Consider the following 25,319-nt stretch of genomic DNA (forward strand, 5'->3'; position numbering starts at 1 on the left):
GCCGGCTCGGGTCGCAATCCAACCCGGCGTCGCCGCATTGCAGTGTGCGCCCGGCGGCCTTATAGGCGACGGACAACACGATCCAATGACAGACCGGGGAAACGTCAACAATGTCCAACGCCGATTTGCAGACCGCCATCGAAGCCGCCTGGGAGGCGCGCGACACCATCACCCCCGCCACCGGCGGCGAAACCCGCCAGGCGATCGAGGCGACGCTCAATGCGCTCGATACCGGCCACCTGCGCGTGGCCGAACGGCGCGACAATGGCGATTGGCATGTCAACCAGTGGGCCAAAAAGGCGGTGTTGCTGGGCTTTCGTCTGAACGACATGACCACCCAGGATGGCGGCCCGCAGGGTGGCCACTGGTGGGACAAGGTCGATTCCAAGTTCAAGGGCTGGGGCGAAAGCGAATGGCGCGAGGCAGGGTTCCGTGCGGTGCCCAACTGTGTTGTTCGCCGCTCGGCCTATATCGCGCCGGGGGTGGTGCTGATGCCCAGCTTCGTCAACCTCGGTGCCTATGTCGACGAGGGCACGATGGTCGATACCTGGGCGACGGTCGGGTCCTGCGCGCAGATCGGCAAGGGCGTGCACCTGTCGGGCGGTGTCGGTATCGGCGGGGTGCTGGAACCGATGCAGGCCGGCCCGACGATCATTGAGGACAACTGCTTTATCGGTGCGCGTTCCGAGGTGGTCGAGGGCTGCATCGTGCGTGAAGGCTCGGTGCTGGGTATGGGCGTCTATATCGGCCGCTCGACCAAGATCGTCGACCGCGAGACCGGCGAAGTGACCTATGGCGAGGTGCCGCCCTATTCGGTGGTGGTCTCGGGGTCGATGCCGACGAAAAACAACCTCAACCTCTACTGCGCGGTGATCGTCAAGCGGGTGGACGCCAGAACCCGCTCCAAGACTGGCATCAACGAGCTGCTGCGTGACTGACGACACAGGCGGCAAGCGCGCCCGCCACCAGATCTATACCCTGCTGGTCGAGGTCGGACGCAAGACGGGCGACGGGCTGCCCAAGGGTGCCACGGGTGCCGCGCTGATGGTCTATGCCAGCGGCGTGAACGAGGCCGAGGCGGTGAACGAAACCGTCGTCACGCTGCGTCGCGCCGACATGGCCCCGCTTGATGTCACAAGTTATGGCACGGCCGAAGAGCGCGAGGCCGAGGGCCATGACATCGCGGAGGACGAGCGCGCGCTGATGGCCCGCGCGCTTGATGACAACGCGGTGGTGGTGGCACAGGTGACGCCGTTTTACGACTGACGGCGGACGCGCCGACAGGCCCTGGCCGACCCCCGGATTAGCCATTTTCCGCGATTTAGTGTATGAATTGAGCATTCATTTCATGCGCGGGGGGGCTTGAGATGTCGGTGCCGGAGTGGGAAGTCACGCCATTGGGCGGGGAGATACTGGTCAATACGACGACGGGATCAGGCCAGGATAACCAGGTGATCACGACGCTGGCTGGTGGCGGTTTTGTAATCACCTGGACGGACAACAGCGCGACCGGCGGGGATACATCCCTCTCGGCCGTGCGCGCCCAGGTCTTCGCTGCTGACGGTACGCCGGTCGGCACCGAGATACTGGTCAATTCGACAACACAGGACCGTCAGCAGACCCAGCAAATCATCGCCCTCGACGGTGGCGGATTTGTCATCACCTGGCAGGATTGGCACGTCGGTGGCGGCGACATCCGCGCGCAGGTGTTCACCGCCAACGGCACGGCGGTTGGCGGGGAGATACTGGTCAATTCGACAACGCTGGACAACCAGTGGGGTCCGCAGATCACCGCGCTGAACGGGGGCGGTTTTGCGGTTTCCTGGACCGACTGGAGCAGCGGTGACCAGGACGTCCGCGCGCAGGTTTTCGCCGCAGATGGCACGCCGGTGGGCGGGGAGGTCCTGGTCAACACGACGACGACAGGCAGTCAGGGCTCACAGCAAGAGATCACGGCGCTGGCGGGCGGCGGTTTTGTGATCACCTGGCAGGACAGCAGCGAAACCGGCGGGGATACATCTGATACCGCCGTGCGCGCACAGGTCATTGCCGCTGATGGCACGCCGGTTGGTGGGGAGGTTCTGGTCAACACGACGACGACAGACATCCAGTTCAACCCGAATATCGCGCCGCTCGCGGGGGGCGGCTTCGTGATCATATGGGAGGACCAGAGCAGCGATCTGGCGGATATCCGCGCGCAGGTATTCGCGGCGGACGGCACGCCGGTTGGTTCGGAATTCCTGGTCAATGCGACAACGGTGCTACAACAGTGGAATCCGCAGATTACGGCGCTTGAGGGCGGTGGCTTTGTGGTCACCTGGCAGGATAGCAGCTTCACCGGCGGCGATACATCTTCGCCGGGCGTGCGCGCGCAGGTCTTCACGGCCGATGGCACGCCGGTTGGCGGAGAGTTGCAGGTTAACACAACCACGACTGGCGGCCAGGGCACACAGCAGATCACCGCGCTGGAGGGCGGCGGCTTTGTCATAACCTGGCAGGACTTGAGCGAGACCGGCGGCGACACATCGGGTGCAGCCATCCGCGCGCAGGTGTTCGCGGCCGACGGGACGCCGATTGGTGATGAATTGCTGGTCAACACGACGACGTCGGGTACCCAGGCCTATCCGGAAGTCACGGCGCTTGCAGGCGGGGGTTTCACGATCACCTGGACCGACGCGAGCAGCGGCGACACCGACATCCGCGCGCAGGTCTTCGAGGTGATCGATGGCAGCGTCAACGCCGCACCCGAAGCCAGCGGCAACGACGCCATCGCCGCGCCCGGGACGAGCATCCCGCTGTCGGTGCTCTTTGACTGGTCGGATGCCGACGGCATCGAGGACATCGCCGCCTTTCTGGTGCGCGACGCCGATCTCGGCGGCGGTTATCTGACCTTGAACGGGGTACCGGTGGCCGAAGGCACCATCCTGGGCCCGATTTTGATCGAGGATATCGACGACTGGGCCTTTGTCCCCCGCGGCTTTGGCGACAACACCGTCGACTTTCTGGTCATCGACGCCGATGGCGCGCAGAGCGTTCCGGTCAGTGCGACGGTGACGACAAGCTGGTTCTTCGGGTTGAACGGAGGCGCGGATAATGACCTCATATTTGGGGGAAGCGGCAACGACAGCATGAACGGAAACGGCGGCAACGACACCCTTTTGGGCGGGGCCGGAAACGACACCCTTAGGGGAGGGCCGGGCGACGATATCGCGAGCGGAGGCGCGGGCGCCGACGTTTTCGTTTTCGAGATGGGCGACGGCACCATGCGCATCACCGATTTCGAGGCGGGCGTCGACAGGCTGGCCATCGCGGGCCTGCGGGACGGGTTTACAGTGGCGGACCTTCTGCCCTTTGTTTCGCAGGATGGCGATGACGTGGTGATTGCCTCGGGCGGTCTGGAGATCCGGTTCGAGGATACGCTGCTGCCCGACCTCAGCGCCAGCGACGTGGTCTTCGTCTGAGACTGGCAGAACGGGCGCTTGGCGGGCGTGTTACGCCGCCCGTTCCGCGGCCAGGGTTACCGCCTCGAAAGGCTTGAGAACCGGCCAGGCCGGCTGGGCGTGCTCGGGCAGGCGCGCGCGCTCGAAGCCGGCCAGCACGCTGGCGGCCAGGTCATCGGGCTTGCGCCGGATCCGCCCGATAAAGAGGCTGGCAAGCGCACAACCCGCTGCCGTCACCGTTTCGTGCCCCGGCAGCAGCAGCTGGTAGTAGCAGACGGTTTCAGGCCCGTTGGCCCATCGCGCGGCGACGTTGTTGACCAGGTGCCGTGCGGGTACCAGCACGGCCTCGCTTCCGAACATGTACTCGACCTGCGAGCCGCGCATCACTAGTTTCTGGCAGGGGGCGACCACGATGTCGCGGCGCAGCCCAAAATAGCCGGCGCGCAGGCGGATCGGGCGGAAACTCCCGCGCGCGGGCACGGTGCGGCGCACCACCTGCAGCACCGGCACCCCTTCGCCGGTATCGGTCAGCACTACGTCGCCACGGCGGATCCGGCTGACTGGTTTTTCACCCAGATGCGTCATCACCGGCGTCTGTGCCGTCAGTCCCGGCATCGGGCCGACCGGTTCGACCCGGTCGGAAATGGCGGCAAAGATCACCTCGGTGTCCATCTCGCGGCGGCCGGGGTGGCACATGATCGCCTGCAGGTCGTCCACCGCCATGGGCCGTGCGGCGGGCAGGGTGACGGAGTGGGTGTGCCCGGGATGCGTTCGCTCGATGGTCAGACGACCGTATCTGGCGGGACCATCCCAGCTATAGCTGAGGCGCACGATGTCGGTGCGGTCCTCATAGGGGCAGGGCAGGACGGTGCTGCGGGGGTCATTGCCCTGGGCCTCGACCATCACGACGCTGCCGCCGGGCAGGGCCTGTAGCGAAAAGCGCCCCGGCCATGGATGCGCGCGCTCGAACGCCAGCAGGGTCTGCGGACGGTTTCCCGGTGCCAGCCGAGCCTCGAGCATCAGCGTGCCGCGCGGCAACAGGGTGCCGGGATGTACCACGCCGCCCGCAGAGGCGCCGGGCGAAAACCAGCCGCCGCCGCAGTCGGTTACGCCGAGCCAGGCCACGCTCAGGCGGCCCCGCCGGTGGCCAGCAACCGCGCCTCGCGGCTTTTCAGCATCAGACGTGCGGCAGGACTGTATCCGGCTCCGGTTTCGGGCTGAAGTTCGGGAAAGATCGAGCAAATTTCATCGACCATCCCGGCCTCGAAACTGCGGATGATCTGCGGTCCGGGCAGGAAGCTTTCGGTTTGCAGCCCCTCGGAATAGACCACTTGGTGCCGGTCAAAGAGAATGTGCACATAGTCCACCCATCCCCCCTCGACCCGGCAGATGCGGTCGCCATCGACAAGGTCACGCGCGGCGACCAGTACCTCGGGCTCGGCGAACAGCAGCTCGGCGCGCGGATCGCGGATCAGCACGCGGTGCAGCGGCGAGACCCACAATTCGCCATGCTTGCCAAAACGCCCGGCGGCGATGCGGATGGGGGCGAACGCGCCCTCGGCCCGCACCTGGCGCCGGCCGATCCAGCGCAGCGGCTGCGGGCCGTCATCGCGGGTCAGCACCATGTCGCCGGGGCGCAGCGTTTCGATCGGTATTTCGCCGCCTGTCGTGCGGATGCGGGTGCCGGCAACGAAACAGGGAACGGAATCGACCGTGACATAGCCGGTGTCGGTGGTGCCCGTGGTGCTTTCGATCGTGTAGGTGAAGTTCACCGTTTCGGTGTCGCCGTCGCCGATGACCGTCAGTGTGCCGTCGGGATTGACCTGTACCTGCTGGCCCGAGGGCAGGGTGACGGTATCGCCCGAGACCACCGCCTGCCCGTTGACATGGGTGATGGTCAATGTGCCGCCGGTGCTGTTGTCATCATTTGCCAGCACGTCGACGGTCTTTTCCCCGTCGGGATTGACCGACACGGTGTCGTCATTCGCGATCAGCGCGGTCTGCGCACTGTCGGCGGCGATGATCAGGGTGGAATCATAGTTGGCGTCCGAGACATCGGCGACGCCGATCTTGATGGTGTTTTCCTCGCCGGCGTTGACCGGCACGGTCAGCGTCAGGGTAATGGTGATGCCGTCCATCTCGGTATTGAAGGCATCGTTAGTGTTGTCCTGAAAAAGGTTCTCGTTGCGGTCGTCGTTCAGGTTGCCGGGGTCGATGTCGCCATTGCCGACCGATATCTCGACGAATTCGCCATTGACCCATACGCCGACGAAATCCTGGAACACGCTGTCGGTGTATTCGGGGTATTCGTCGGACGCGAACACGATCTGCATGGTCAGCGTGTCGCCGGTCGGAACGAACGTCGCCTCGAGATATGAGGCGTCATAGGTGTTGGTGCCGGCCGCGGCGTTGAAGTCGGCATCGTTATTGGGGCCGCTGGAGTTGGAGGTGGTGCTGGCACTCTGGTTCGATTGCCAGGAATCATTGGTGAAGTAACGCAGGTCGCCGGTCGAAAACATCACCCCGGTATCCGAGGGCATCACGCCGGGTGCGATGCTGTCGCCATCCGAATAGATGCCCGAACTGTCGCGGTCACCGGTATAGGTGGCGCTGACAACCGTCACGCCATCGCCAAAGATCGTCTCCGCCATTTCGTCGGCGGAGGCGAACCTGTCTATGGGAAGTTCGACACCTGCAACCATGCCCGCTCGCTCCTCATATGTTTCGCGGTCACCGCAAGACATACGGACGGGCGCGCCTGTCGCGTCCGAACGAATGGGATCTGATCTGTGCCAGTCCTGTTGACAGGTTGTTTACGCCCTGCCAGTTCCTGCCGTGCCTCGTTTTTTATGACTAAGGCGCTAGCAGATTTGCCCTTGATTGTTAAGCCTTATTCACAGCCCCGGCGAAACCCGATAGACCCTGTGGCCAAGGAACACAGGCCGAGATTTCGTCAAAAACCCCGTAAGAGGAACCCGATGGCCCATACCCCCCTTGACCCCGCCCTGCTGACCGCCGAATTGATCCGCTGCCCGTCGGTCACGCCGGATGAGGGTGGTGCGCTGACGCTGCTGGCCGACCGGCTGGGCGCGGCTGGGTTCGATTGCACGCGCATAGACCGCGGCGGAGTGGCGAACCTTTTTGCCCGCTGGGGCGACAAGGGCGCGGCGCGAACCTTTGGTTTCAACGGGCATACCGACGTGGTGCCCGTGGGCGACGAGGCAGCGTGGAGCGTGCTGCCCTTCGGCGCGGTTGAAAGGGACGGTTTCCTGTGGGGGCGCGGCGCGACCGACATGAAATCGGGCGTGGCGGCCTTTGCCGCCGCCGCCATCGACCTTGTTGCCGAAACCCCGCCCGACGGCGCGGTAATCTTGACCATCACCGGTGACGAAGAGGGTGACGCCATCGACGGCACGCGCGCGATCCTCGACTGGATGAAAGAGGCGGGCGAGCGGATGGATGCCTGCCTGGTGGGAGAGCCCACCTGCCCCGAGCGCATGGGCGAGATGATCAAGATCGGGCGGCGCGGGTCGCTGTCGGCCTGGATCACGCTGATCGGTGTGCAGGGGCATGTCGCCTATCCCCACCGCGCCAGGAACCCGGTGCCGGCGATGGCGCGGCTGATCGACCGGCTGTCGTCGCATGAACTGGATACCGGCACCGCGCATTTCGACCCCTCGACGCTGGCGGCGGTGACCATCGACACCGGCAACCCGGCAACCAATGTCATCCCCGCGCGCTGCAGCGCCACCGTCAACATCCGCTTTAACGACGCCCATGACGGCGCCGGGTTGACGCGCTGGCTGCAGGCCGAGCTAGACCGCGTGGCAGAGGAATTCGGGCTGGCGGGTGAGATGCAGGTCAAGGTTTCGGGTGAGAGCTTTCTCACCCCGCCGGGGCCGCTGTCCGACCTGGTGGCGCGGGCGGTAGAGGCCGAAACCGGGGTGACGCCGGTGCTGTCGACCTCAGGCGGGACGTCTGATGCGCGTTTCGTCAGGGATCACTGCCCGGTGATCGAGTTCGGTCTTGTCGGGCAGAGCATGCACCAGGTCGACGAACGGGTCGAGATCGCCCAGATACACCAGCTCAAGGCGATATACCGGCGTATCCTGCAGGATTATTTCGCGTGACACTGCGGGCCGGGCCGACAGTACCGGGTTTTTGCGAAAACCCGAGGTTCACACTACTCGGGCCGCAATTCCCGGGTGCTGGCGGCCTGCCCCAACAGGCGATGGAGCGCGCGCTGTGAATCGTCGCCAACTGGTGGTGATGCTCAAGGAACCCCGGCCGGGACGGGTCAAGACGCGGCTGGCGCGCGACATTGGCCCGGTGGCGGCGGCGTGGTGGTTCCGGCATCAGTCGGCGGCGCTGCTTCGCCGGCTCGATGACCCGCGCTGGCGGCTGGTGCTGGCGGTGGCGCCTGACCGCGCCGCGGCGGCGTCGCGCTGCTGGCCCGCGCATCTGCCGCGCATCCCGCAGGGCGGCGGTGACTTGGGTGAACGAATGGCGCGGGTTTTCCGCGCCCTGCCGCCGGGGCCGGTCTGCGTGATCGGCGGTGACATACCGGGGATCGGAAAGCCCCACATCGCACGCGCCTTTGCCGCGCTGGGCCGGCACGATGCGGTGTTCGGACCGGCCCATGATGGCGGTTACTGGCTGGTCGGGCTCAGGCGCAGCGGCGCGGTGCCGGCGGGGTTCCTGCAACACGTGCGCTGGTCGACCCGTCACGCGCTGGCCGACAGCATGGCGACCCTGCCGGGCGCGCGCATCGCGCTGATCGACCGGCTGCGCGACGTCGATACCGCCGCCGACCTGCGGGCGGGCGCCTAGCCGGATATCGGCGCCGACAGATGTTGGCCGCTTGTCATTGCCGCTGTTCCATGTCACCCAATCCGGACCTTTCCCGTGAGGAGTTCAGCCATGCGCGCGGGTCTTGCCCTGCTTTGCCTCGCCTATGTGTTCAGCCAGTTCTTCCGCGCCTTTCTGGCCGTGCTGAGCGGTGATCTGCAAAGCGACATCGGCGCCGGGCCGGATGATCTGGCCTTTGCCTCGGGGCTTTGGTTTATCGCCTTTGCCGCGATGCAGTTGCCGGTGGGCTGGGCGCTGGATCGGATCGGGCCTCGGCGCACCGCCTCGGTTCTGCTGTTGCTGGGGTGTGGCGGTGGGGCGGCACTGTTCGCGCTGGCAACGGGGCCGCTGCAGCTCGGCATTGCGATGGCCCTGATCGGGGTGGGCTGTTCGCCGGTGCTGATGGCGTCTTACTACATCTTTGCGCGCCAGTTCCCGCCGGCGCAGTTCGCCACCCTGGGCGCGTTAATGGTGGGGGTCGGTTCGCTGGGCAACCTGGTGGCCTCCTACCCGATGGCGCTGGCGGCCGAGACCATGGGATGGCGTGCCTCGATGGCCGTGCTGGCCGTGCTGACGGCGCTTGTGGCGCTGGGTATCCATGTCCTTGTCCGTGACCCGGAACGCGCCGAGGACGACGGGCGCGGATCGGTGCTGGACCTGCTGAAAATCCCGGCAATCTGGGCGATCCTGCCGATCATGTTCGTGGCCTACGCGCCGTCAGCGGCGCTGCGCGGGCTGTGGGCGGGGCCGTATCTGACGGATGTCTTTGCGCTGAGCACCGCACAGGTGGGGCAGGCAACGCTGGTGATGGGGGTGGCGATGATCGCGGGTACGCTGGCCTATGGTCCGCTTGACCGGGTTTTTCGCACCCGCAAATGGGTGATCTTTTTCGGCAACCTGATGGCGTTGGTGGCGATCGGCGCGCTGTGGGCCTGGCCGGATGGAGGGCTTGCGATGTCGGTGACATTGCTGGCGATGGCGGGGTTCTTCGGCGCCTCTTTCCCGATGATCGTCGCGCATGGGCGCAGCTTTATCCCCGATCATCTGGCCGGGCGGGGGGTGACAATGCTGAACCTTTTTGCCATCGGCGGGGCCGGTGTGGCGCAGTTTGTGACTGGCCCGCTATACGCCACAGCGTCCAGCGGCAGCATGTTGGCGGGATACAGCGCGATCTTCGGCTTTTTCGGGCTGGCGCTGCTGATCGGGCTTTGCATCTACCTGTTCAGCCGCGACAACCTGGGCTGAGGCCCGCCTCTATCGGCCGCAAGGCGATGCCGGCGGCTTTCTGGCCGAAATCCGCGCAGGTGCGCCGCCCTTTTGCGTGCGATACCGAAACCCCCTTGCGCCGGGGGACGGGGCTGGCGCAGTCTTTAGCGTGCATTTGATTTGCCTTGCCCGGAGTCGCATTGATGTTTTTTCGCCCGCTTCCAATCCTTCTGGCCCTGCTGCCAGCCGCCGCGCTGGCCGACGATATTGCGCTGTCGTCCGATGTGACCACGGTCACGCTGTACCCGCGCGGTGCGACCGTCACCCGCGAGGTACCGTTCGAGATGCCAGCGGGGGCGCACAGCCTGATCCTGACCGACCTGCCGCAAGGCACGCCGCTGGCATCGGTCCGGGTAGAGGTCGACGGCGCGTCGATGGGCAGTGTCAGCACCCGCAACGATTTCGTTCCGCCCCGCACGCCCGACACCGATGCCGCCATCGAGGCCGCCAAGGCCGAGGTCGAGCGGCTGGAGGCGGCGCTGCGCGACGGTGAGGCGGCGGTCGAGGCGATCAGGCTGGATGCCCAGGCGGCGCAAGCGCGCATCAGCTTTCTCAAGGCGCTGGGCGGTGCCGATGGCGTGGCAACCCGCGACCCCGAGGCCCTGCGCGCGCTGGTGTCGATGATCGGGGAGGAAACGCTGTCAGCCCTGCGCACGGCCGAGGACGCCAAGCGCCGCGTGGCAGAGGCCGACCGCGACCTCAAGACCCTGCGCGAAGACCTGAAACGCGCCCGCCAGGCGCTGGCGACGCTGGTGCCCGAGACCGAGCAGCGCGCCATGCTGGCGGTGTCGGTTCTGTCGGACACCGCCGCCGAGGGCCGGCTGCGCGTGACCTACACCATTCAGCAGGCCGGCTGGCAGCCGGTCTATGACCTGCGGCTTGACCGCGACAGCGGCCGGCTGGAAATCGAGCGCGGCGCGCTGGTTGCGCAATCGACGGGTGAGAACTGGCGCGACGTGGCGCTGAAACTGTCCACCAGCCGCCCCAGTCAGCGTACCGAGCCGGGCGAGGTCTGGCCGTGGCTGCGCCGGATCACCGACCCCGACGCCCCGGTGCCGATGCCGCTGGTACGGGCTGAACCAGCGGCCGATTTCGCCGCGGGCGCGGTGATGGAGGAACGATCGCTGGCCGCCAAACCGGTCATGGCTGCGCCGCAATTCGAGGGGCTGTCGGTCAGCTATGTCTATCCCGATCCGGTTTCGGTCGCTTCGGGCGCTGATTCGGTGCGCATCGGTCTTGGCACCTTGACGGCACAGGCCGACCCGGTGGCGCAGGCCGCCCCGCTTTCGGACAGCACCGCCTTTCTGGTTGCGCGCATGACCAACGAAAGCGACGAGCCGATCCTGCCCACGAACGAGGCAAGCTTTTACCTCGACGGGCGCTTCGTCGCTCGCCGCCCGCTGGAGATGATTCCCGCCGGCGGCAGTGCTGATCTGGGCTTTGGGCCCATCGAGGGGTTGCAGGTGACCCGCACCGTTCTGGACCGCAGCGAGGGCGACCGCGGCGTCATCACCCGGTCGAGCGAGGTGAACGAAGAGGTGCGCATCGAGGTCGAGAACCTGACCGCAGAGGCCTGGCCGATACGGCTGATCGACCGCGTGCCCTATTCCGAACAGGAAGACCTGCTGATCAGCTGGAGCGCCGAGCCACGCCCGGCCGAGGAAAACCTCGACGGGCGTCGCGGCGTGCTGGCCTGGCGGTTCGACCTGCCGGCCGGTGAGACCCGCACCGTCACCCTGTCACACCGGCTGAAATGGCCCGAGGACATGGTGCTGCAATAGGGCTGAGTCGCCTCAGAGCGGCTCGAAAGCTCCGCTCTCGGCGTCGTATTGTTCCAGTTCGCCCTCGCCGGTGTGATGCCAGAGCCCGTGCAGCGTGAGCGTGCCGCCGCGCACTGCCTCCGCGACGAAGGGAAAGGTCATCAGGTTTTCCAATGACACCAGGATGGCCTGCTTTTCCAGCGCCCTCTTGCGTTCAAACTGGTCGGTGATGTCTTTCACCCGCTCATAGCCGGGGCGCAGGATATCCATCCAGCGGCCGACAAAGCTGGTCTTTTCCTCCAGTTCGGGCGCATGACCCGAACACATCGCATCGCAGCCAGAGACCCCGCCGCAATCGGAATGCCCGATCACGATCAGGTGCGGCACCTTGAGCGCGGCAACCGCGAATTCCACCGCCGCCGAGGTGCCGTGATGCTGGCCTTCTTCCTCGTGCGGCGGCACCAGGTTGGCGATGTTGCGGTGCAAGAAGAATTCACCCTGGTCGGCGCCGAAAACCGAGGTGACATGTACGCGGCTGTCGCAGCAGCTGATAACCATAGCGCGGGGGTGCTGACCCTCTTTCGCCAGATGGCGATACCAGGCCTCGTTTTCCTTGTACTTCGTAGCCTTCCAGCCGCGGTAACGTTCGATCAGATAGCCTGGTAGCGGGCGTGCTTGGTCCATGTTGTCCCCCGTGGGAGGTGTTTGTTCGTTCGCCGTGATAGTCGCAATTGACAGATAATTCGAGCGAGAATTGACCGCCTTGGAAACCATTTGCGAACCCTGCGGCGCCAGTATGGCGATCATGCTGGGGGGCATTGGGTCGAGGGGTGCGGTTTTGGGACAGGTGACGCGTCTCAGTCAGACGGAATCGGTGCGGTTGGATCCGGATCGGCTGGAAGAGCTTTTCATGCGGTTGGGGCATTGCGCGGCAGAGGATGTGGTCAGCCGCGCGTTGCAGGAACTTTCCGCCCGTCTGGGGCAGCTTGACGGTCTGCACCGGCGGGGCGAAACCGGCGGGATGCGCAAATGCGCCCGCAGCATGGGCGCCATCGCCGAACAGCTGGGGATGCCGGCGCTGGCGCGGGTGGCGCGCGATGTCGCCGCCTGCAGCGAGGGCGACGATGCGGTGGCGCTGGTGGCGACGTTGGCGCGGCTGCACCGCGTGGGCGAGGTGTCGCTGGCCCGGATATGGGATCTGCCGGCGGGCTAGAGGGGCTTGCAGGCGGCGCGCGGGTGGCTAGGCTGGGCCGCGATACGACCCACCCGACAGCAAAGGCATCGCATGACCCCGGACTTCGCCCCCTCCGACAGCACCGCAATACCGCTTTACGTCATCGCCGAGGATGCGCTCGACCCCTGGATCGAGGCGCAGCCAAAGCACGTCGCGGCGTGGCTGCGCGCCAACGGCTTTGCCGCGGGGCTGGGCCGCGTCCTGACCGTGCCGGGCGAGGGCGGGCAACTGGACATGGCGGTGGCAGGTTACGGCAGGCCAGAGGCGCGCGCGCGCGGCCGCTTTCATCTTGCCACCGCGGCCGCGGCCTTGCCCGAAGGTGTCTATCGGCTGGAGGGGCTGCCGTTTGAGCACGCTGAGGAAGAGGCGCTGGGATGGCTGCTGGCAAGCTATGGCTTTGACCGCTACCGCGCGCAAAAACCCGCGCGCGCCCGCCTGATCGCGCCCGAGGGCGTCGATGCCGCGCGGCTGAGCGCCATCGCCGCGGGCGAGTTCCTGACCCGCGACCTGATCAACACCCCGGCGAACGAAATGGGGCCAGAAGAGTTGGAGACCGCCTGCGCCGGGCTGGCCCGCGACCACGGTGCCACGATCGAGGTGATCCGGGGCGAGGACCTGATCGCGCGCAACCTGCCGCTGATCCACACGGTGGGCCGTGCCGCCGCGCGCGTGCCCCGGCTGATCGACATGCGCTGGGGCGATGCAGGCCCGGCGCTGACGCTGGTCGGCAAAGGGGTCTGTTTCGACACCGGGGGGCTGAACCTCAAGCCCGGCAACAGCATGGGGTTGATGAAAAAGGACATGGGCGGCGCCGCGACGGTGCTGGGGCTGGCGCAAATAATCATGACGCTGGGGCTGAATCTGCGGCTGAGGGTGCTGGTGCCGGCGGTGGAAAATGCCGTGTCGGGCGATGCCTTTCGCCCCGGTGACATCCTGAAGGCGCGCAACGGGCTGACCGTCGAGGTCAACAATACCGATGCCGAGGGGCGGCTGGTGCTGGCGGACGCGCTGGCGCTGGGGGCCGAGGAAACGCCGGACCTGATGGTTTCGATGGCCACGCTGACCGGCGCGGCGCGGGTGGCGGTGGGGCCTGACATCTCGCCCTATTTCACCGATGACGGGGCGTTGTCGGTGGCGCTGGATGCCGCCGGGGCGCGGGTGGCCGACCCGGTCTGGCGGCTGCCGTTCCATGCGCCTTACGAAGCGATGATAGAGCCGGGCACTGCCGATCTCGACAACGCGCCTTCGGGTGGTTTCGCCGGCGCCATCACCGCCGCGCTGTTCCTGCGCCGCTTTGCCGGGGACGGGCGCTATGTCCATTTTGACATCTATGGCTGGTCGCCCAAGGACGCGCCCGCGCGCCCCAAGGGCGGTGTCGGCATGGGCGCGCGCGCGCTGCTGGATGCGCTGCCCAAGGCCCTTGGCGACGGGGCAGAGGCATGAGCGATCCGGCATTGACGGTATTTGGTATCAGCGGCGTGTCTGTGCCCGGGTGCACCCCCCGGTGCCGGCCATGACGGTGTTGCGTGTCGCGGTGCCGGTGGCGGATCTGCTGCGCGACCCCGGCGGCGCGCGCGACCGCCAGTTGCTGATGGGCGAGGCGGTGCGCCTGCAAGACGAACGCGACGGCTGGGTGCGGGCCGAGGCGCTGCGCGACGGCTATCCCGGCTGGATGCGGCGCGATGTGCTGGCCGACCTGCCCGAACCCAACCACCGGGTCAGCGCGCGGGCGACCCACCTTTATTCCGAACCCGACCTCAAGTCGCGAGAGCGCGCATCGCTCAGTCTTGGCAGCCTGCTGGAGGTCACTGGCCGTGCGGACGCCTTTGCCGAAACACCGCAGGGGTTCGTCCCCGCCGGGCATCTGGCCCCCCTGGACACCCCCGCCGCCGACCCGGTGGCGGTGGCCGAACGGCTGATCGGCACGCCCTACCTTTGGGGCGGCAACAGCGCCTTCGGCATCGACTGTTCGGGGCTGGTCCAGATCGCCTGCCTTGCCTGCGCCATCGCCTGCCCGGGCGACAGCGACGAACAGGCGGCGGAGCTGGGTCATGCGCTGCCCGAGGGCACGCCGCCACTGCGGGGCGATCTTTTGTTCTGGGCCGGTCATGTCGCCTGGGTCGCGGATGCGGAAACGCTGATCCACGCCAACGCCCGTGACATGGCGGTGGCCTATGAGCCGCTGCAGCAGGCGCTGGCGCGTATCGAGGCCCAGGGCGACGGGTGCATCACCCACCACAAGCGGCTGGAACAAACCCGGTGAATCGCCCGTTTCGTTGCTAATCGAGCGCCATTTTTCGCAGTCCGGCGCCGCTGAGTTCCTGCCCGAAAGGCACCGGCAGTGGCGGCTTGCCCAGCCGGGCGCGGTAGACCGGCAGGCTTTCGGCCACCCGCATGACATAGTTGCGGGTTTCGCGGAACGGAATGTGTTCGATCCAGTCGACGATCTTTTCCTCGCCGCTGCCACGGGGGTCGCCCATCTCTTCCATCCAGCGCAGCGGGCGACCGGGGCCGGCGTTATAGCCCGCCGCCACCATCACCACGTTGCCGTCGAAACGCTCGATCAGCCCGGCCAGGTAAGCCGCGCCCAGCTGCGCGTTGAACTGCCAGTCGTTCAGGGCACGGCCGCGCGGGTTTTCCAACCCCAGCGCGCGGGCCATGTCCGACGCGGTGCCCGGCATCAGCTGCATCAGCCCCTGCGCCCCGGCCCCGCTTTGCACCGCGGCGTCGAATTCGCTTTCGCGCCTTGCGATGGCCAGCGCCAGTTCGGTGGGAACCGGCATATCCATCCGGTGCATAGGGTGCAGCGCATAGTAGGGGCCGGGCACGACGATGCCGCGCCCCGCCGCGGCCTTGCCGACCATCACCTGCAGATGCGGCGCGTCGAGTTCTTCCAGCGCGTGACCCAGGCGGCGCAGATCGTCCTCGTCCAGCGTTTCGGCCAGCGCCACGAAGAACCGTTCGGAAAGAGATAGTTGCCCGGCGGCCAGCAGCAGCACCCCGGCCTGGAACAGGGGCGTTTGCGCAAACCCGGCCTGCCGCCAGCCACCCTCGGGCGGCGTGCCGGCCAGCGTGGGGTCGGGGGCCAGCCCGGCACGCCCGGCGGCCAGCAGCCCGTAAAAGCTGGTCTGGAACTGCCCGCCAGAGGCATAGGACAGCTGTGCTGCCTGCACGTCGCCAATCGCATCTTGTGCGCGACCCAGCCAATACCCCGCCCGGCCAAGCGAAATCGGCCCCTCAACCGCGGCGCGGAACCGCTGGAAATGGTCCAGCGCCAGTTCCGGCGCGTCGAGGTATTTCAGCGCCAAGTAACCCGCCAGCCATTCCAGGTCAGCATAGCTCGACCCGTCGACCAGCTGGTGATTGGCCGCCAGGCGATAGGCGGTATCGGAATTGCCGGCCCGCATTTCGGCCCGCGCAAGGTAACGCCGCCAGCCGGCCCAGCGGCCCGGTTCGCCCAACCCGTCGGGCAGGTTGCTTTGCGCCATGATCCGGTCGATGGCGTCTTTCGAGCGGCCGCTGTCGATGTCGCGGATAAAGAGTTCATAGGTGATGCCGGCATTCGTGGCGCCGCCCTTTGGCAGGTCGTCCTCGTCTATGGTGCCGCCGGCCTTGAGCAGCTGTCGCGCCTTGGCCAGCGCACGGGTTTCATCATCCACCAGCGGCAGCATCTGCCGGGCGTCGCGCAGGCCACGCCACAGCGCCATTTCCAGCCGCGCGGCATGATGCGGTTTAAGCAGTTCCGCGTGCGCGGCGATGAAATCATCATGCTCCTGCTCTGACAGATCGAGCGTGCGCCAGGCCAGCACCACGCCGGCCTCGGCCTCGCCCGCTTCGCCGCGGGTGATCCGTGCGCGGGCGAGGTTCAGCGCGCCGGCTCCGGTCTGCGGGCGGTAGTTCTGATAGAACGCCAGCACGTCGTCGAACCCGGCATTGGTCATGACCTCTTCGTTCTTGCGACGCAGCGCGTCCAGTCCGGGCCAGTCGGGATGGGTGTCGAGAAAGGCCAGCACATCCGCCGGGTCGCCCAGCCCGGCGCTCAGCCGCATCCATTCGATGATTGCCGCCGCCGCCGGTCCGTCGCGGCTGGCAAGATGCGCCGCCGCCTGCCAGCGTCCGGCACGCGCGGCGTCAAGCCCGCTGGCCAGCGGGCGCGGTGCGATCTGCCGAGTGTTTTCGGTGCCGTCCTGTTGCGCCGCGAGCGGTGCCGAGAGGCCGAAAACCACCAAAACGGCATAGAGAAAGCGCAGCATCTCTTGCATTTTCCGTTCGTGCGAAGGATAGACATATCCAGCCTATGCGCGAGGCGCGGCGCAAGTCCACCGGTAATGGTGGAAGATCGGCGGCTTGCCGCCCGCGCCGGCCCCGCAAGATGATGGAGCCCGCCGATGTTCAAAGGATCCTTTCCCGCCCTGGTCACGCCGTTTCGCAACGGCGAGGTGGACTATGAGACCCTCAAGAACCTCGTGGAATGGCATATCGGCGAGGGCAGTGATGGGCTGGTGCCCGTGGGTACCACCGGGGAAAGCCCGACCCTGACCCACGAAGAGCACGAGCGCGTGATCCAGGAAGTGGTGCGCGCCGCATCCGGCCGGGTGCCGGTGATCGCGGGGGCCGGGTCGAACAACACCGTCGAGGGCATCCGCTTTATGCAGCACGCCGAAAAGGTCGGCGCCGCTGCCGCGCTGGTGGTGACGCCCTATTACAACAAGCCCACCCAGCGAGGGCTGATCGCGCATTTCACCGCCCTGCACGATTGCTGCGATCTGCCGATCATCATCTACAACATTCCGGGTCGGTCGGTCATCGACATGAGTCCCGAAACGATGGGTGAGCTGGCCAGATTGCCGCGCATCATCGGGGTCAAGGACGCCACCGGCGATCTGGCCCGCGTCAGCCTGCAGCGGATAACGTGCGGCACGGATTTCATCCAGCTTTCCGGCGAGGATGGGACGGCCCACGGTTTCAACGCCCAGGGCGGGCAGGGGGTGATCTCGGTCACCGCCAATGTCGCGCCCCGGCTGGTGGCCGATGTGCAGGCGGCCTGCCTGGCTGGCGACTATGCCCGCGCACTGGAACTGCAGGACCGGCTGATGCCCCTGCACAAGGCGATCTTTGCCGAGCCGGGGGCCGTGGGCGTCAAATATGCGATGTCCAGGCTGGGACTGTGCAGCGAAGAGGTGCGCTCGCCCCTGACCGGGCTGGCAGAGCCGACCAAGGCGCTGGTCGAGGACGCGATGCGTCATGCCGGGTTGATGAACTGAGGCACCGCAAGAGCCGGTGGCGAATGCCCGGCCCGGGGCACGGTGCCGAGCGTTGCGATCCACCAAAGAAGGCCGATTCCGGCCGACGCGCGTGGCCGGCAGACCGCTAAAAGCGACGGATTACACGCGCGGGCGGAATTGTTCGGCCGGCCGCACGCGGGGCAATACAGCACCCGAAAATAACTGCATTCTTCCCGAAATAGATGTGGACACCCATGAATTGGAGTGGTTCACTCCAATTTATAATGCCTGACTGATTTAGAGGAGAAATAACATGGCGAATTATGTTGGCGGCGGACCTGGCGACGATCCGCTCATTGGAACCCCGGATGACGACCTCATCGAGGGTTTCGGCGGCAACGATGCCCTCAACGGTTTTGGGGGCGCGGACACGTTGGTGGGCGGATCGGGTGACGACCTGATCAACCCCGGCGACAATGACGGCACCGGCGACAGCATCCTGGCCGGAACTGGCAACGACACCATCGACTTTTCGGATATCGTCAACGGCTGGGTCGGTCTGGAGCACTGGGATCTCAGCGGCCCGATTACTGTCAACATCAACGGCGGGTCCAACTTCGCCAACATTGCGACCGCGGCCGAGGGCACAGACACGCTCATCAATGTGGCCAACCCGCTCAATTCCGGCTGGACCACGGGCGGGCTGTCGGTGCGCGGCACCGATGGCGACGATTTTTTCTCCATCCACACCGTGGCTCAGCAATGGGCCGAACTCATCGGCCAGGACGGCAACGACACCTTCAACATCTCCGGCGCCGGCAGTATCCGGCTGGGCTATCATCAGAGCGACGGCGCGGTTGTCGCCGATCTGGACGCCGGCACCATCCAGCAGGACGGGTTCACCGACTCGGTCCACGGCGCGGTCTGGGAACTGCGCACCGGCAACGGTGACGATTCGCTGCTCGGCAGCGACAACGACGAGTCCTTCATCGTGCGTGGCGGCAACAACACCGTCGATGGCGGCGACGGTTTCGATGCCATCCGGTATGACCGCGGCGGGTATGACAGCGGGGTCACCGTGGACCTTTTCGCCGGTACCGCCTCGGGCACATGGGATAGCAGCGCCTTCAGCGACACGCTGAGCAACATTGAATGGGTGCGCGGCAGCAGCCACAACGACAGCATCACCGGCGATGCGGGCGATAACCAGCTCGACGGCAATGGCGGCAACGACACGCTGATGGGCGGCGCCGGCAACGATACCCTTCTCGGCGGTTCGGGTGACGACCTGATCAACCCCGGCGACAATGACGGCACCGGCGACAACATCGTGGCCGGGACCGGCAACGACACCATCGACTTCTCGGATATCGTCAACGGCTGGGTCGGCTTGGCCCACTGGGATCTCAGCCAGCCGATCACCGTCAACATCGACGGCGCGGCCAACACCGGCACCATCGACGCCGGGGTCGATGGCACCGACATGCTCGTGAACGTGGAAAACGTGCTCAATTCCGGCTGGACCACCGGCGGGCTTCAGGTCCAGGGTACGGGTGGCGACGATGTCTTCACCATCAACACCGCGGCCCAGCAATGGGGTGAAATGGTCGGCGGGGACGGCAACGACACCTTCAATATCTCCGGCGACGGCAGTATCCGGCTGGGCTATCATTACAGCGACGGCGCGGTCATGGCCGATCTGGGTGCCGGCATCATCCAGCAGGACGGGTTCACCGATACCGTTAACGGCACGATTGGCACGATCCGTACCGGCAACGGCGATGATTCGTTGCTGGGCGGCGCCGGCGACGATTCGTTCATCGTGCGCGGCGGCAACGACAGCGTCGATGGCGCCGACGGTTTCGACACGATCCGCTATGACCGCAGCGGTTATGACAGCGGGGTCCGTGTAGACCTTGACCTCGACGGCGCGATCGGCACTTGGAACGGCGACGCCTTTGTCGACAGGCTTTACGATGTCGAAGGGGTGCGTGGCACCGATTTCGACGACGACATCTACGGTGACGCCAATGCCAACCGGTTCGAAGGCAACGACGGCGCCGACTGGCTGCAAGGCCGGGGTGGCAACGACACGCTCGAAGGTGGGGCAGGCGACGACACCATGGTCAGCAACAGCGGCGACGATGTGCTGACCGGCGGGGAAGACGCCGATATCTTTGCCTTCGTCATGGGCGGCGACTCCATGACCATCACCGATTTTGAGGCCGGTGTGGACCATCTCGCCTTTGTCGGGCTGCCCAGCGGCTTTGCCGTCGGGAACCTTCTCCCGTTCATCTCGCAGGCGGGCGACGACGTGGTCATCGCAGCCGGCGGGCAGCAGATCATCTTTGAGGATACGCAGCTTTCCGAACTCGGCGGCGGCGACGTGATCTTCGTCTGAGGCAAGAGATACACGCATGACAGCGCCGTCCGGGTCGAACCGGGCGGCGCGTTTCGTTTCAGAGATCAGAGCGACGCCTCGGGGCGCAGCCTTTCGGGGATCGCGTCGATGCCGTCAAGCACCAGGTCCGCCATCACCTGGCCGACCCTGGGCGCCATGCCGATCCCGATCTTGAAGCCGCCATTGGCGATGTACTGGCCGGGGTGCAGCGGGTGTTCGCCCAGCATCGGTGCACGCGACCGCGCCCGCGGCCTGAGCCCGGCCCAGCGCGCGACAACCCGCGCCCCGTGCAGTACCGGCGCGACCTGCATGGCGCGCTCGATCACCTCTTCGAGCTTGCCGTCGGTGGCAAAGGGGTCGTCATAGTCGCGCTCCGATGTCGAGCCGACGCCGGTGGTGCCATCCGCATGCGGCACGACCAGCAGGCCGTCGGCATAGATTTGCGGGCTGTCAGGGGCCGCGAAATGCAGCAGCGCCGCCTGCCCCTTGACGCCGCCGCCAACCGTGCAGCCCAGGGCCTGTGTCAGTTCCAGCAGCCCGGCCACGCCGGTGGCGTGCACCACCTTGCCCTCTGCCGTGCCTTCGCTGACCAGTTCCGCGCCGCGGGCCCGCAATGCCGCCGCCAGCGAGGCGCAGGCGCGGCGCGGATTGATCCTGGCGCTGAGCGTGTCGCGGATCAGCCAGCCGGTGGGCGAGACTGGCGCCCAGCCCTCTGACGGGGTCTCGATCACCTCCCACAGGGCGGCGTCGCCCCAGTATTCGCGCGCGGTTTCTGCCCGCGCCCGGGCCAGCGCCAGCGCCTTGTCGTCGGCGATGGGCTGCAACCGGCCCAGCCGCGCGTAGCCGGGCGTAATGCCCGATACCGCCTCGACCCCGGCCCAGAACCCCTGCGCCATCAGCAGGCTGTCGAACTGGAACGCCTTGAGATCGTTCCATGCCTCGGGCACATGTGGGGACAGCGCCCCCACCAGCCCGCCGGAACAGCCCGCGCCGGGGCCCGCCGGGTCGATCACCCGCACCCGCGCGCCCTTTTGCACGCAGGCCCAGGCCACCGACAGCCCAAAGATGCCTGCCCCCATCACGGTGACGTCGGGCCTTGCCATTGGTCGCGCTCCTTTGCACTCTCTGCTGGCTGTACTATCGCAGGTCATGGCGCGGGTGTAGAGAGCCACAGCCGGAAAGGGCATAATGACGCAGGATGCCAAGGAAAACGCGATTATCGACTGGCGCGGCGCGGTGCCGGTCTCGCGCCGTTTCGACGACCCCTATTTCAGCCTCGAGGACGGGCTGGCGGAAACCGCGCATGTCTTTCTGGTCGGCAACGGGCTGCCGGAACGGTTTTTTGACGGGTTTCATATTGCCGAACTGGGGTTTGGCACCGGGCTGAACCTGTTGGCGGCGCTGAGGCTCTGGCGCGAAAGCGGGCAGGCGGGGGTGTTGCGCTATACCGCTTTCGAGGCCTTTCCGATGACACCGGATGACATGCGCCGCGCGCAGGCCGCCTTTGCCGGGTTGGCCATGCCAGCGGCCGAACTGGCGCCGCATTGGGGGGCGGCGGAGATTGACCTGCCCGACCTGCGATTCCGCCTGGTCGAGGGCGACGCGCGCGCCACCCTGCCGGGCTGGACGGGGGTGGCGGATGCGTGGTTTCTTGACGGTTTCGCACCGGCAAAGAACCCCGAACTGTGGGAGGAAACGCTCTTGTCGCAGGTGTTCGCCCACACCGCACCGGGGGGCACGGCGGCCACCTATACCGCCGCCGGGGCGGTGCGGCGGGGGCTGGCGGCGGTCGGGTTTGAAGTTACCCGCGTTCCGGGCTATGGCCGCAAGCGGCACATGACCACGGCCCATAAGCCAACCCTGCGAAAGCCGATGATATGACCGAGCAGAACACCCGTGCCGGCATCCTGCTGATGGTGGCCACCACGTTCATCTTTGCGGTGCAGGACGGCATTTCGCGCCACCTGGCCAGTGAATACAACGTGCTGATGGTGGTGATGGTCCGCTATTGGTTCTTTGCCGCCTTCGTTATCGCCGTGGCCGGGCGGCGCGCGGGGGGCATTCGTGCCGCCGCCGCAACCTCGATCCCCTGGATACAGGCGTTCCGCGGTGTGCTGCTGGTGGCCGAAATATGTGTCATGGTGCTGGCCTTTACCCTGCTTGGTCTTGTCGAAAGCCATGCGGTATTCACCTGTTATCCGCTGCTCGTCGCGGCGCTTTCCGGGCCCGTGCTGGGCGAGCGGGTGGGCTGGCGGCGCTGGGCGGCGATCGCGGTGGGGTTCGTCGGCGTCATCATCATCCTGGAGCCCGGCTTTGGCGTCTTTCAGCCGGAGGCGGTGGTGCCACTGATCGCCGCGCTGATGTTTGCGCTTTACGGGCTGCTGACGCGATATGCCGGCATCCGCGACAGTGCGGCCACCAGTTTTTTCTGGACCGGGACGACGGGCATGGTGGCGATGACAGCGGTCGGCATCTGGTTCTGGGAACCGATGAGCGCGCCCGACTGGGCATGGATGGCCACGCTGTGCGTGACCGGGGCACTGGGCCATTACACGCTGATCAAGTGCTATGAACTGGCCGAGGCCAGCGCCGTGCAGCCCTTTGCCTATCTCCAGCTGGCATTCGCCAGCGTTCTGGGAATTTCGCTCTTTGGCGAAACGATCCGCCCCAACGTCGCCGCAGGTGCCGCACTGATCGTGGCGGCGGGCCTGTTTACCCTGTGGCGCGAACGTTGGGCGCGGGCATAGGTCGGTAGCTCGCGAATATTGCATCGACGCCTCGTTTCGCCCACAGTCACGCCGACCGGGAACAACGTCAGAGGAGAACCGAGCGATGCGCACAACCGCCGCCGTGGCCCTGGAGCCCGGCAAGCCGATGGAAATCATGGAGGTCAATCTCGACGGGCCCAGGGCAGGTGAGGTCCTGGTCGAGATCAAGGCGACCGGGCTTTGCCACACCGACGATTTCACCCTGTCGGGCGCCGACCCCGAGGGCGCCTTTCCGGCGATCCTGGGGCATGAGGGCGCGGGCGTGGTGCTGGAGGTCGGCCCCGGCGTGACCTCGGTCGAGCCGGGTGATCATGTCATTCCGCTCTACACGCCCGAATGCCGTGAATGCGAATACTGTCTGAACCCCAAGACCAACCTTTGCCAGGCAATCCGCACGACCCAAGGCCAGGGCGTGATGCCCGATGGCACCAGCCGGTTCTCGATGCTCGATGGCACGCCGATCCTGCACTACATGGGCTGCTCGACCTTTTCCAATCACACGGTCCTGCCCGAGATCGCGCTGGCCAAGGTGCGCAAGGACGCGCCCTTTGACAAGATTTGCTATATCGGCTGCGGCGTGACCACCGGCATCGGCGCGGTGATCAACACCGCCAAGGTAGAAATCGGATCGCGCGCGGTGGTCTTTGGCCTGGGCGGTATCGGGCTCAACGTTATCCAGGGCCTGCGGCTGGCGGGCGCAGATCAGATCGTCGGTGTCGATCTCAACGATGACAAGCAGGTGATGGCTGAGCGGTTCGGCATGACCGATTTCGTCAACCCGTCCAAGGTCACGGGCGACCTGGTGGCGTATCTGGTGGACCTGACCGGCGGCGGCGCGGACTATACCTTTGACGCCACCGGCAACGTGGGTGTCATGCGCACGGCGCTGGAATGCGCACACAAGGGCTGGGGTGAATCGATCATCATCGGCGTGGCGCCGGCGGGGGCCGAGATTTCGACCCGGCCGTTCCAGCTGGTCACCGGGCGGGTCTGGCGCGGCACCGCGTTTGGCGGTGCACGCGGGCGCACCGACGTGCCCAGGATCGTCGACTGGTACATGCAGGGCAAGATCGAGATCGACCCCATGATCACCCACACGCTGAAGCTGGAAGAGATCAACAAGGGGTTCGAGATGATGCACGCGGGCGAATCGATCCGCAGCGTGGTGGTCTACTGAGAAGTCTGGCAGCCCGGGTTTCTCGACAACAAGGGAGATGACTTTGAAGTTATTTTGCTTCGCATGTCGCGATACCAAGAATATCCCTCTTGGTATCAGCGCGAGGACTTGGGCCGTCGCCACTGTATCTGACGCAGCAATGCGTGCTCGAACCACGAAAGCAGAGAAATATCTTTGCCCTAGTGATGTCGGGTTGCTCTACTGCAATCCCGCGCACGCGTTCACTACTCCGTTTATTGTCAAGAGCAAGGCTGATCCTCACGCCACGGTTACGGATATTTGGCCCGAGCCTTGGGTGCTACCATTCAAGATTGAACCGCTTTCCGATGGGATGAAACAAGTTTCAAAGGAAATGGCTCGGCAGAAGTGGGCGCTATTGAATCGTATCCCTTGGAAAGGCAGTATTTCCGCTACGTTGAATTTCACGGGTACGACTACGTTCGTACCAATTGAGATTCAAGAATCCGAATGGGAAGAAATAGTTTCAGACCTAACATAGGCATCGCCAATAGACGCGGTGACACGGGCAAGTTTAGAATCGTCGACTGGTACATGCAGGGCAAGATCGAGATCGACCCGATGATCACCCACACGCTAAAGCTGGAAGAGATCAACAAGGGGTTCGAGATGATGCACGCGGGTGAATCGATCCGCAGCGTGGTCGTCTACTGATCTATGCGATGGCGGTGCGCCCTGCGCCGCCGCGCTATTGGCGGTTGCCGTGGTAGTTGTTCCGCAAAACGCTGTCGATGTCATAGCCGGGCCGGTAAAGGCCGCGCATCTGGCGCTCATATTCCGTTTCGCCCCGGCGGCGGTGGCGATAGGTGCCGTCGTCGCGGCGATCCTGCTGCCACTGTTGCTGTCCATACCATTGGCGCTGAACGCGGTTCCTGCGGTCGAGGTTGCGCATGATGCTTCCCGCCTGCGGCACGCGATCCAGCATGTCGGCCAGCGACTGCGCCTGCACCGGCGCCGTGGTGGCAGTTGCAAGTCCGATCGCGGCGGCGAGCAGGGCAAGGACGCGGTTTCGCGGGTGTGGAATTTTCATTGTCGATCCCCCATCAGGGTAGGGATACGGGGGCGCATCCCTGCCTTTCAATATGGGGGCGCAGGCCGCCCCCGGCGGCGGGCGCGTATTCGACGGCATTCGCGCACCGGCACATGTGCGCGCGTGCAGCTTGCATCCGCTTCCGGTAGGGT

At 65.9% G+C, this 25,319-nt stretch carries 21 protein-coding genes and 1 pseudogene; 16 read left to right on the forward strand and 6 right to left on the reverse strand.

Features of this window, described 5'->3' with window-relative positions; all coding sequences use genetic code 11:
• Positions 1 to 110 precede the first annotated feature (110 nt).
• The 3 genes from dapD (at position 111) to DL899_RS20055 (ending at position 3,461) form a co-directional block, all read left to right on the forward strand.
• The gene (gene dapD / locus DL899_RS03310; protein ID WP_111732381.1) at positions 111 to 938 is read left to right on the forward strand and encodes a 2,3,4,5-tetrahydropyridine-2,6-dicarboxylate N-succinyltransferase; all 828 of its coding nucleotides are present in this window, start codon (positions 111 to 113) and stop codon (positions 936 to 938) included.
• Positions 931 to 1,266, forward strand: a complete 336-nt coding sequence (locus DL899_RS03315; protein ID WP_204355236.1) for a hypothetical protein — start codon at positions 931 to 933, stop codon at positions 1,264 to 1,266. The genes dapD and DL899_RS03315 overlap by 8 nt, the downstream gene beginning before the upstream one ends.
• 101 nt (positions 1,267 to 1,367) lie before the next feature.
• Positions 1,368 to 3,461 carry a calcium-binding protein gene (locus DL899_RS20055; RefSeq protein ID WP_111732385.1) on the forward strand — a complete coding sequence of 698 codons (2,094 nt, stop codon included), beginning with the start codon at positions 1,368 to 1,370 and terminating at the stop codon, positions 3,459 to 3,461.
• Between the two features lie 30 nt (positions 3,462 to 3,491).
• Here the strand turns inward: DL899_RS20055 and DL899_RS03325 are convergent, their stop codons facing one another.
• Complete coding sequence (locus tag DL899_RS03325; protein ID WP_204355237.1) at positions 3,492 to 4,565, reverse strand: Hint domain-containing protein; 1,074 nt, start codon at positions 4,563 to 4,565, stop codon at positions 3,492 to 3,494.
• A gap of 2 nt (positions 4,566 to 4,567) precedes the next feature.
• Positions 4,568 to 6,142 (reverse strand): Hint domain-containing protein, encoded by a 1,575-nt coding sequence (locus DL899_RS03330; protein ID WP_111732387.1) that lies wholly within the window; start codon positions 6,140 to 6,142, stop codon positions 4,568 to 4,570.
• A gap of 276 nt (positions 6,143 to 6,418) precedes the next feature.
• Between DL899_RS03330 and dapE the strand changes: the two genes are divergently transcribed.
• From dapE to DL899_RS03350, 4 genes are all read left to right on the forward strand, one after another.
• Positions 6,419 to 7,570 (forward strand): succinyl-diaminopimelate desuccinylase, encoded by a 1,152-nt coding sequence (dapE, locus tag DL899_RS03335; RefSeq protein WP_111732390.1) that lies wholly within the window; start codon positions 6,419 to 6,421, stop codon positions 7,568 to 7,570.
• A 139-nt stretch (positions 7,571 to 7,709) separates the two neighbouring features.
• Positions 7,710 to 8,270 carry a TIGR04282 family arsenosugar biosynthesis glycosyltransferase gene (locus DL899_RS03340; protein WP_111732392.1) on the forward strand — a complete coding sequence of 187 codons (561 nt, stop codon included), beginning with the start codon at positions 7,710 to 7,712 and terminating at the stop codon, positions 8,268 to 8,270.
• 90 nt (positions 8,271 to 8,360) lie between these two features.
• Positions 8,361 to 9,533, forward strand: a complete 1,173-nt coding sequence (locus DL899_RS03345) for an MFS transporter (RefSeq protein ID WP_111732394.1) — start codon at positions 8,361 to 8,363, stop codon at positions 9,531 to 9,533.
• Between the two features lie 164 nt (positions 9,534 to 9,697).
• Complete coding sequence (locus DL899_RS03350; RefSeq protein WP_111732396.1) at positions 9,698 to 11,335, forward strand: DUF4139 domain-containing protein; 1,638 nt, start codon at positions 9,698 to 9,700, stop codon at positions 11,333 to 11,335.
• Between the two features lie 12 nt (positions 11,336 to 11,347).
• On the opposite strand, the gene DL899_RS03355 is transcribed toward DL899_RS03350, so the two are convergent.
• The gene (locus DL899_RS03355) at positions 11,348 to 11,998 is read right to left on the reverse strand and encodes a carbonic anhydrase (protein WP_111732606.1); all 651 of its coding nucleotides are present in this window, start codon (positions 11,996 to 11,998) and stop codon (positions 11,348 to 11,350) included.
• 190 nt (positions 11,999 to 12,188) lie between these two features.
• Between DL899_RS03355 and DL899_RS03360 the strand changes: the two genes are divergently transcribed.
• From DL899_RS03360 to DL899_RS03370, 3 genes are all read left to right on the forward strand, one after another.
• Complete coding sequence (locus tag DL899_RS03360; protein WP_338049641.1) at positions 12,189 to 12,527, forward strand: hypothetical protein; 339 nt, start codon at positions 12,189 to 12,191, stop codon at positions 12,525 to 12,527.
• Positions 12,528 to 12,599: 72 nt separating this feature from the next.
• On the forward strand, positions 12,600 to 13,991 hold the full coding sequence (locus tag DL899_RS03365) for a leucyl aminopeptidase family protein (RefSeq protein ID WP_111732400.1): 1,392 nt from the start codon (positions 12,600 to 12,602) through the stop codon (positions 13,989 to 13,991).
• A 70-nt stretch (positions 13,992 to 14,061) separates the two neighbouring features.
• The gene (locus tag DL899_RS03370; RefSeq protein WP_111732608.1) at positions 14,062 to 14,811 is read left to right on the forward strand and encodes a C40 family peptidase; all 750 of its coding nucleotides are present in this window, start codon (positions 14,062 to 14,064) and stop codon (positions 14,809 to 14,811) included.
• A 16-nt stretch (positions 14,812 to 14,827) separates the two neighbouring features.
• On the opposite strand, the gene DL899_RS03375 is transcribed toward DL899_RS03370, so the two are convergent.
• Positions 14,828 to 16,810, reverse strand: coding sequence for a lytic transglycosylase domain-containing protein (locus tag DL899_RS03375; protein ID WP_111732401.1), 1,983 nt, complete (start codon positions 16,808 to 16,810; stop codon positions 14,828 to 14,830).
• A 126-nt stretch (positions 16,811 to 16,936) separates the two neighbouring features.
• Between DL899_RS03375 and dapA the strand changes: the two genes are divergently transcribed.
• Together dapA and DL899_RS03385 are read left to right on the forward strand one after the other, a co-directional pair.
• Positions 16,937 to 17,812, forward strand: coding sequence for a 4-hydroxy-tetrahydrodipicolinate synthase (gene dapA, locus DL899_RS03380; RefSeq protein ID WP_111732403.1), 876 nt, complete (start codon positions 16,937 to 16,939; stop codon positions 17,810 to 17,812).
• Positions 17,813 to 18,086: 274 nt separating this feature from the next.
• Positions 18,087 to 20,174 carry a beta strand repeat-containing protein gene (locus DL899_RS03385; RefSeq protein WP_111732405.1) on the forward strand — a complete coding sequence of 696 codons (2,088 nt, stop codon included), beginning with the start codon at positions 18,087 to 18,089 and terminating at the stop codon, positions 20,172 to 20,174.
• 65 nt (positions 20,175 to 20,239) lie between these two features.
• Here DL899_RS03385 and DL899_RS03390 read toward each other — a convergent pair whose 3' ends face one another.
• The gene (locus tag DL899_RS03390; protein ID WP_111732407.1) at positions 20,240 to 21,277 is read right to left on the reverse strand and encodes an NAD(P)/FAD-dependent oxidoreductase; all 1,038 of its coding nucleotides are present in this window, start codon (positions 21,275 to 21,277) and stop codon (positions 20,240 to 20,242) included.
• An 85-nt stretch (positions 21,278 to 21,362) separates the two neighbouring features.
• Here DL899_RS03390 and mnmC2 point away from each other — a divergent pair, with 85 nt between their 5' ends.
• The 4 genes and pseudogenes from mnmC2 to DL899_RS03410 form a co-directional block, all read left to right on the forward strand.
• Positions 21,363 to 22,055, forward strand: a complete 693-nt coding sequence (gene mnmC2, locus DL899_RS03395; RefSeq protein WP_111732409.1) for a tRNA (5-methylaminomethyl-2-thiouridine)(34)-methyltransferase MnmC2 — start codon at positions 21,363 to 21,365, stop codon at positions 22,053 to 22,055.
• A complete protein-coding gene (locus DL899_RS03400) occupies positions 22,052 to 22,921 on the forward strand; it encodes a DMT family transporter (RefSeq protein ID WP_111732411.1) in 870 nt (289 codons plus the stop codon). Before mnmC2 ends, DL899_RS03400 begins: the two co-directional genes overlap by 4 nt.
• Positions 22,922 to 23,006: 85 nt before the next feature.
• Positions 23,007 to 24,119, forward strand: a complete 1,113-nt coding sequence (locus DL899_RS03405) for an S-(hydroxymethyl)glutathione dehydrogenase/class III alcohol dehydrogenase (protein WP_111732413.1) — start codon at positions 23,007 to 23,009, stop codon at positions 24,117 to 24,119.
• 531 nt (positions 24,120 to 24,650) lie between these two features.
• Positions 24,651 to 24,791, forward strand: a pseudogene (locus DL899_RS03410) (S-(hydroxymethyl)glutathione dehydrogenase); the annotation flags it as partial.
• A 34-nt stretch (positions 24,792 to 24,825) separates the two neighbouring features.
• Here the strand turns inward: DL899_RS03410 and DL899_RS03415 are convergent.
• A complete protein-coding gene (locus DL899_RS03415) occupies positions 24,826 to 25,167 on the reverse strand; it encodes a hypothetical protein (RefSeq protein ID WP_111732415.1) in 342 nt (113 codons plus the stop codon).
• Positions 25,168 to 25,319 lie beyond the last annotated feature (152 nt).

The organism is Roseovarius amoyensis (assembly GCF_003260265.1).
GTDB lineage: Bacteria > Pseudomonadota > Alphaproteobacteria > Rhodobacterales > Rhodobacteraceae > Roseovarius > Roseovarius amoyensis.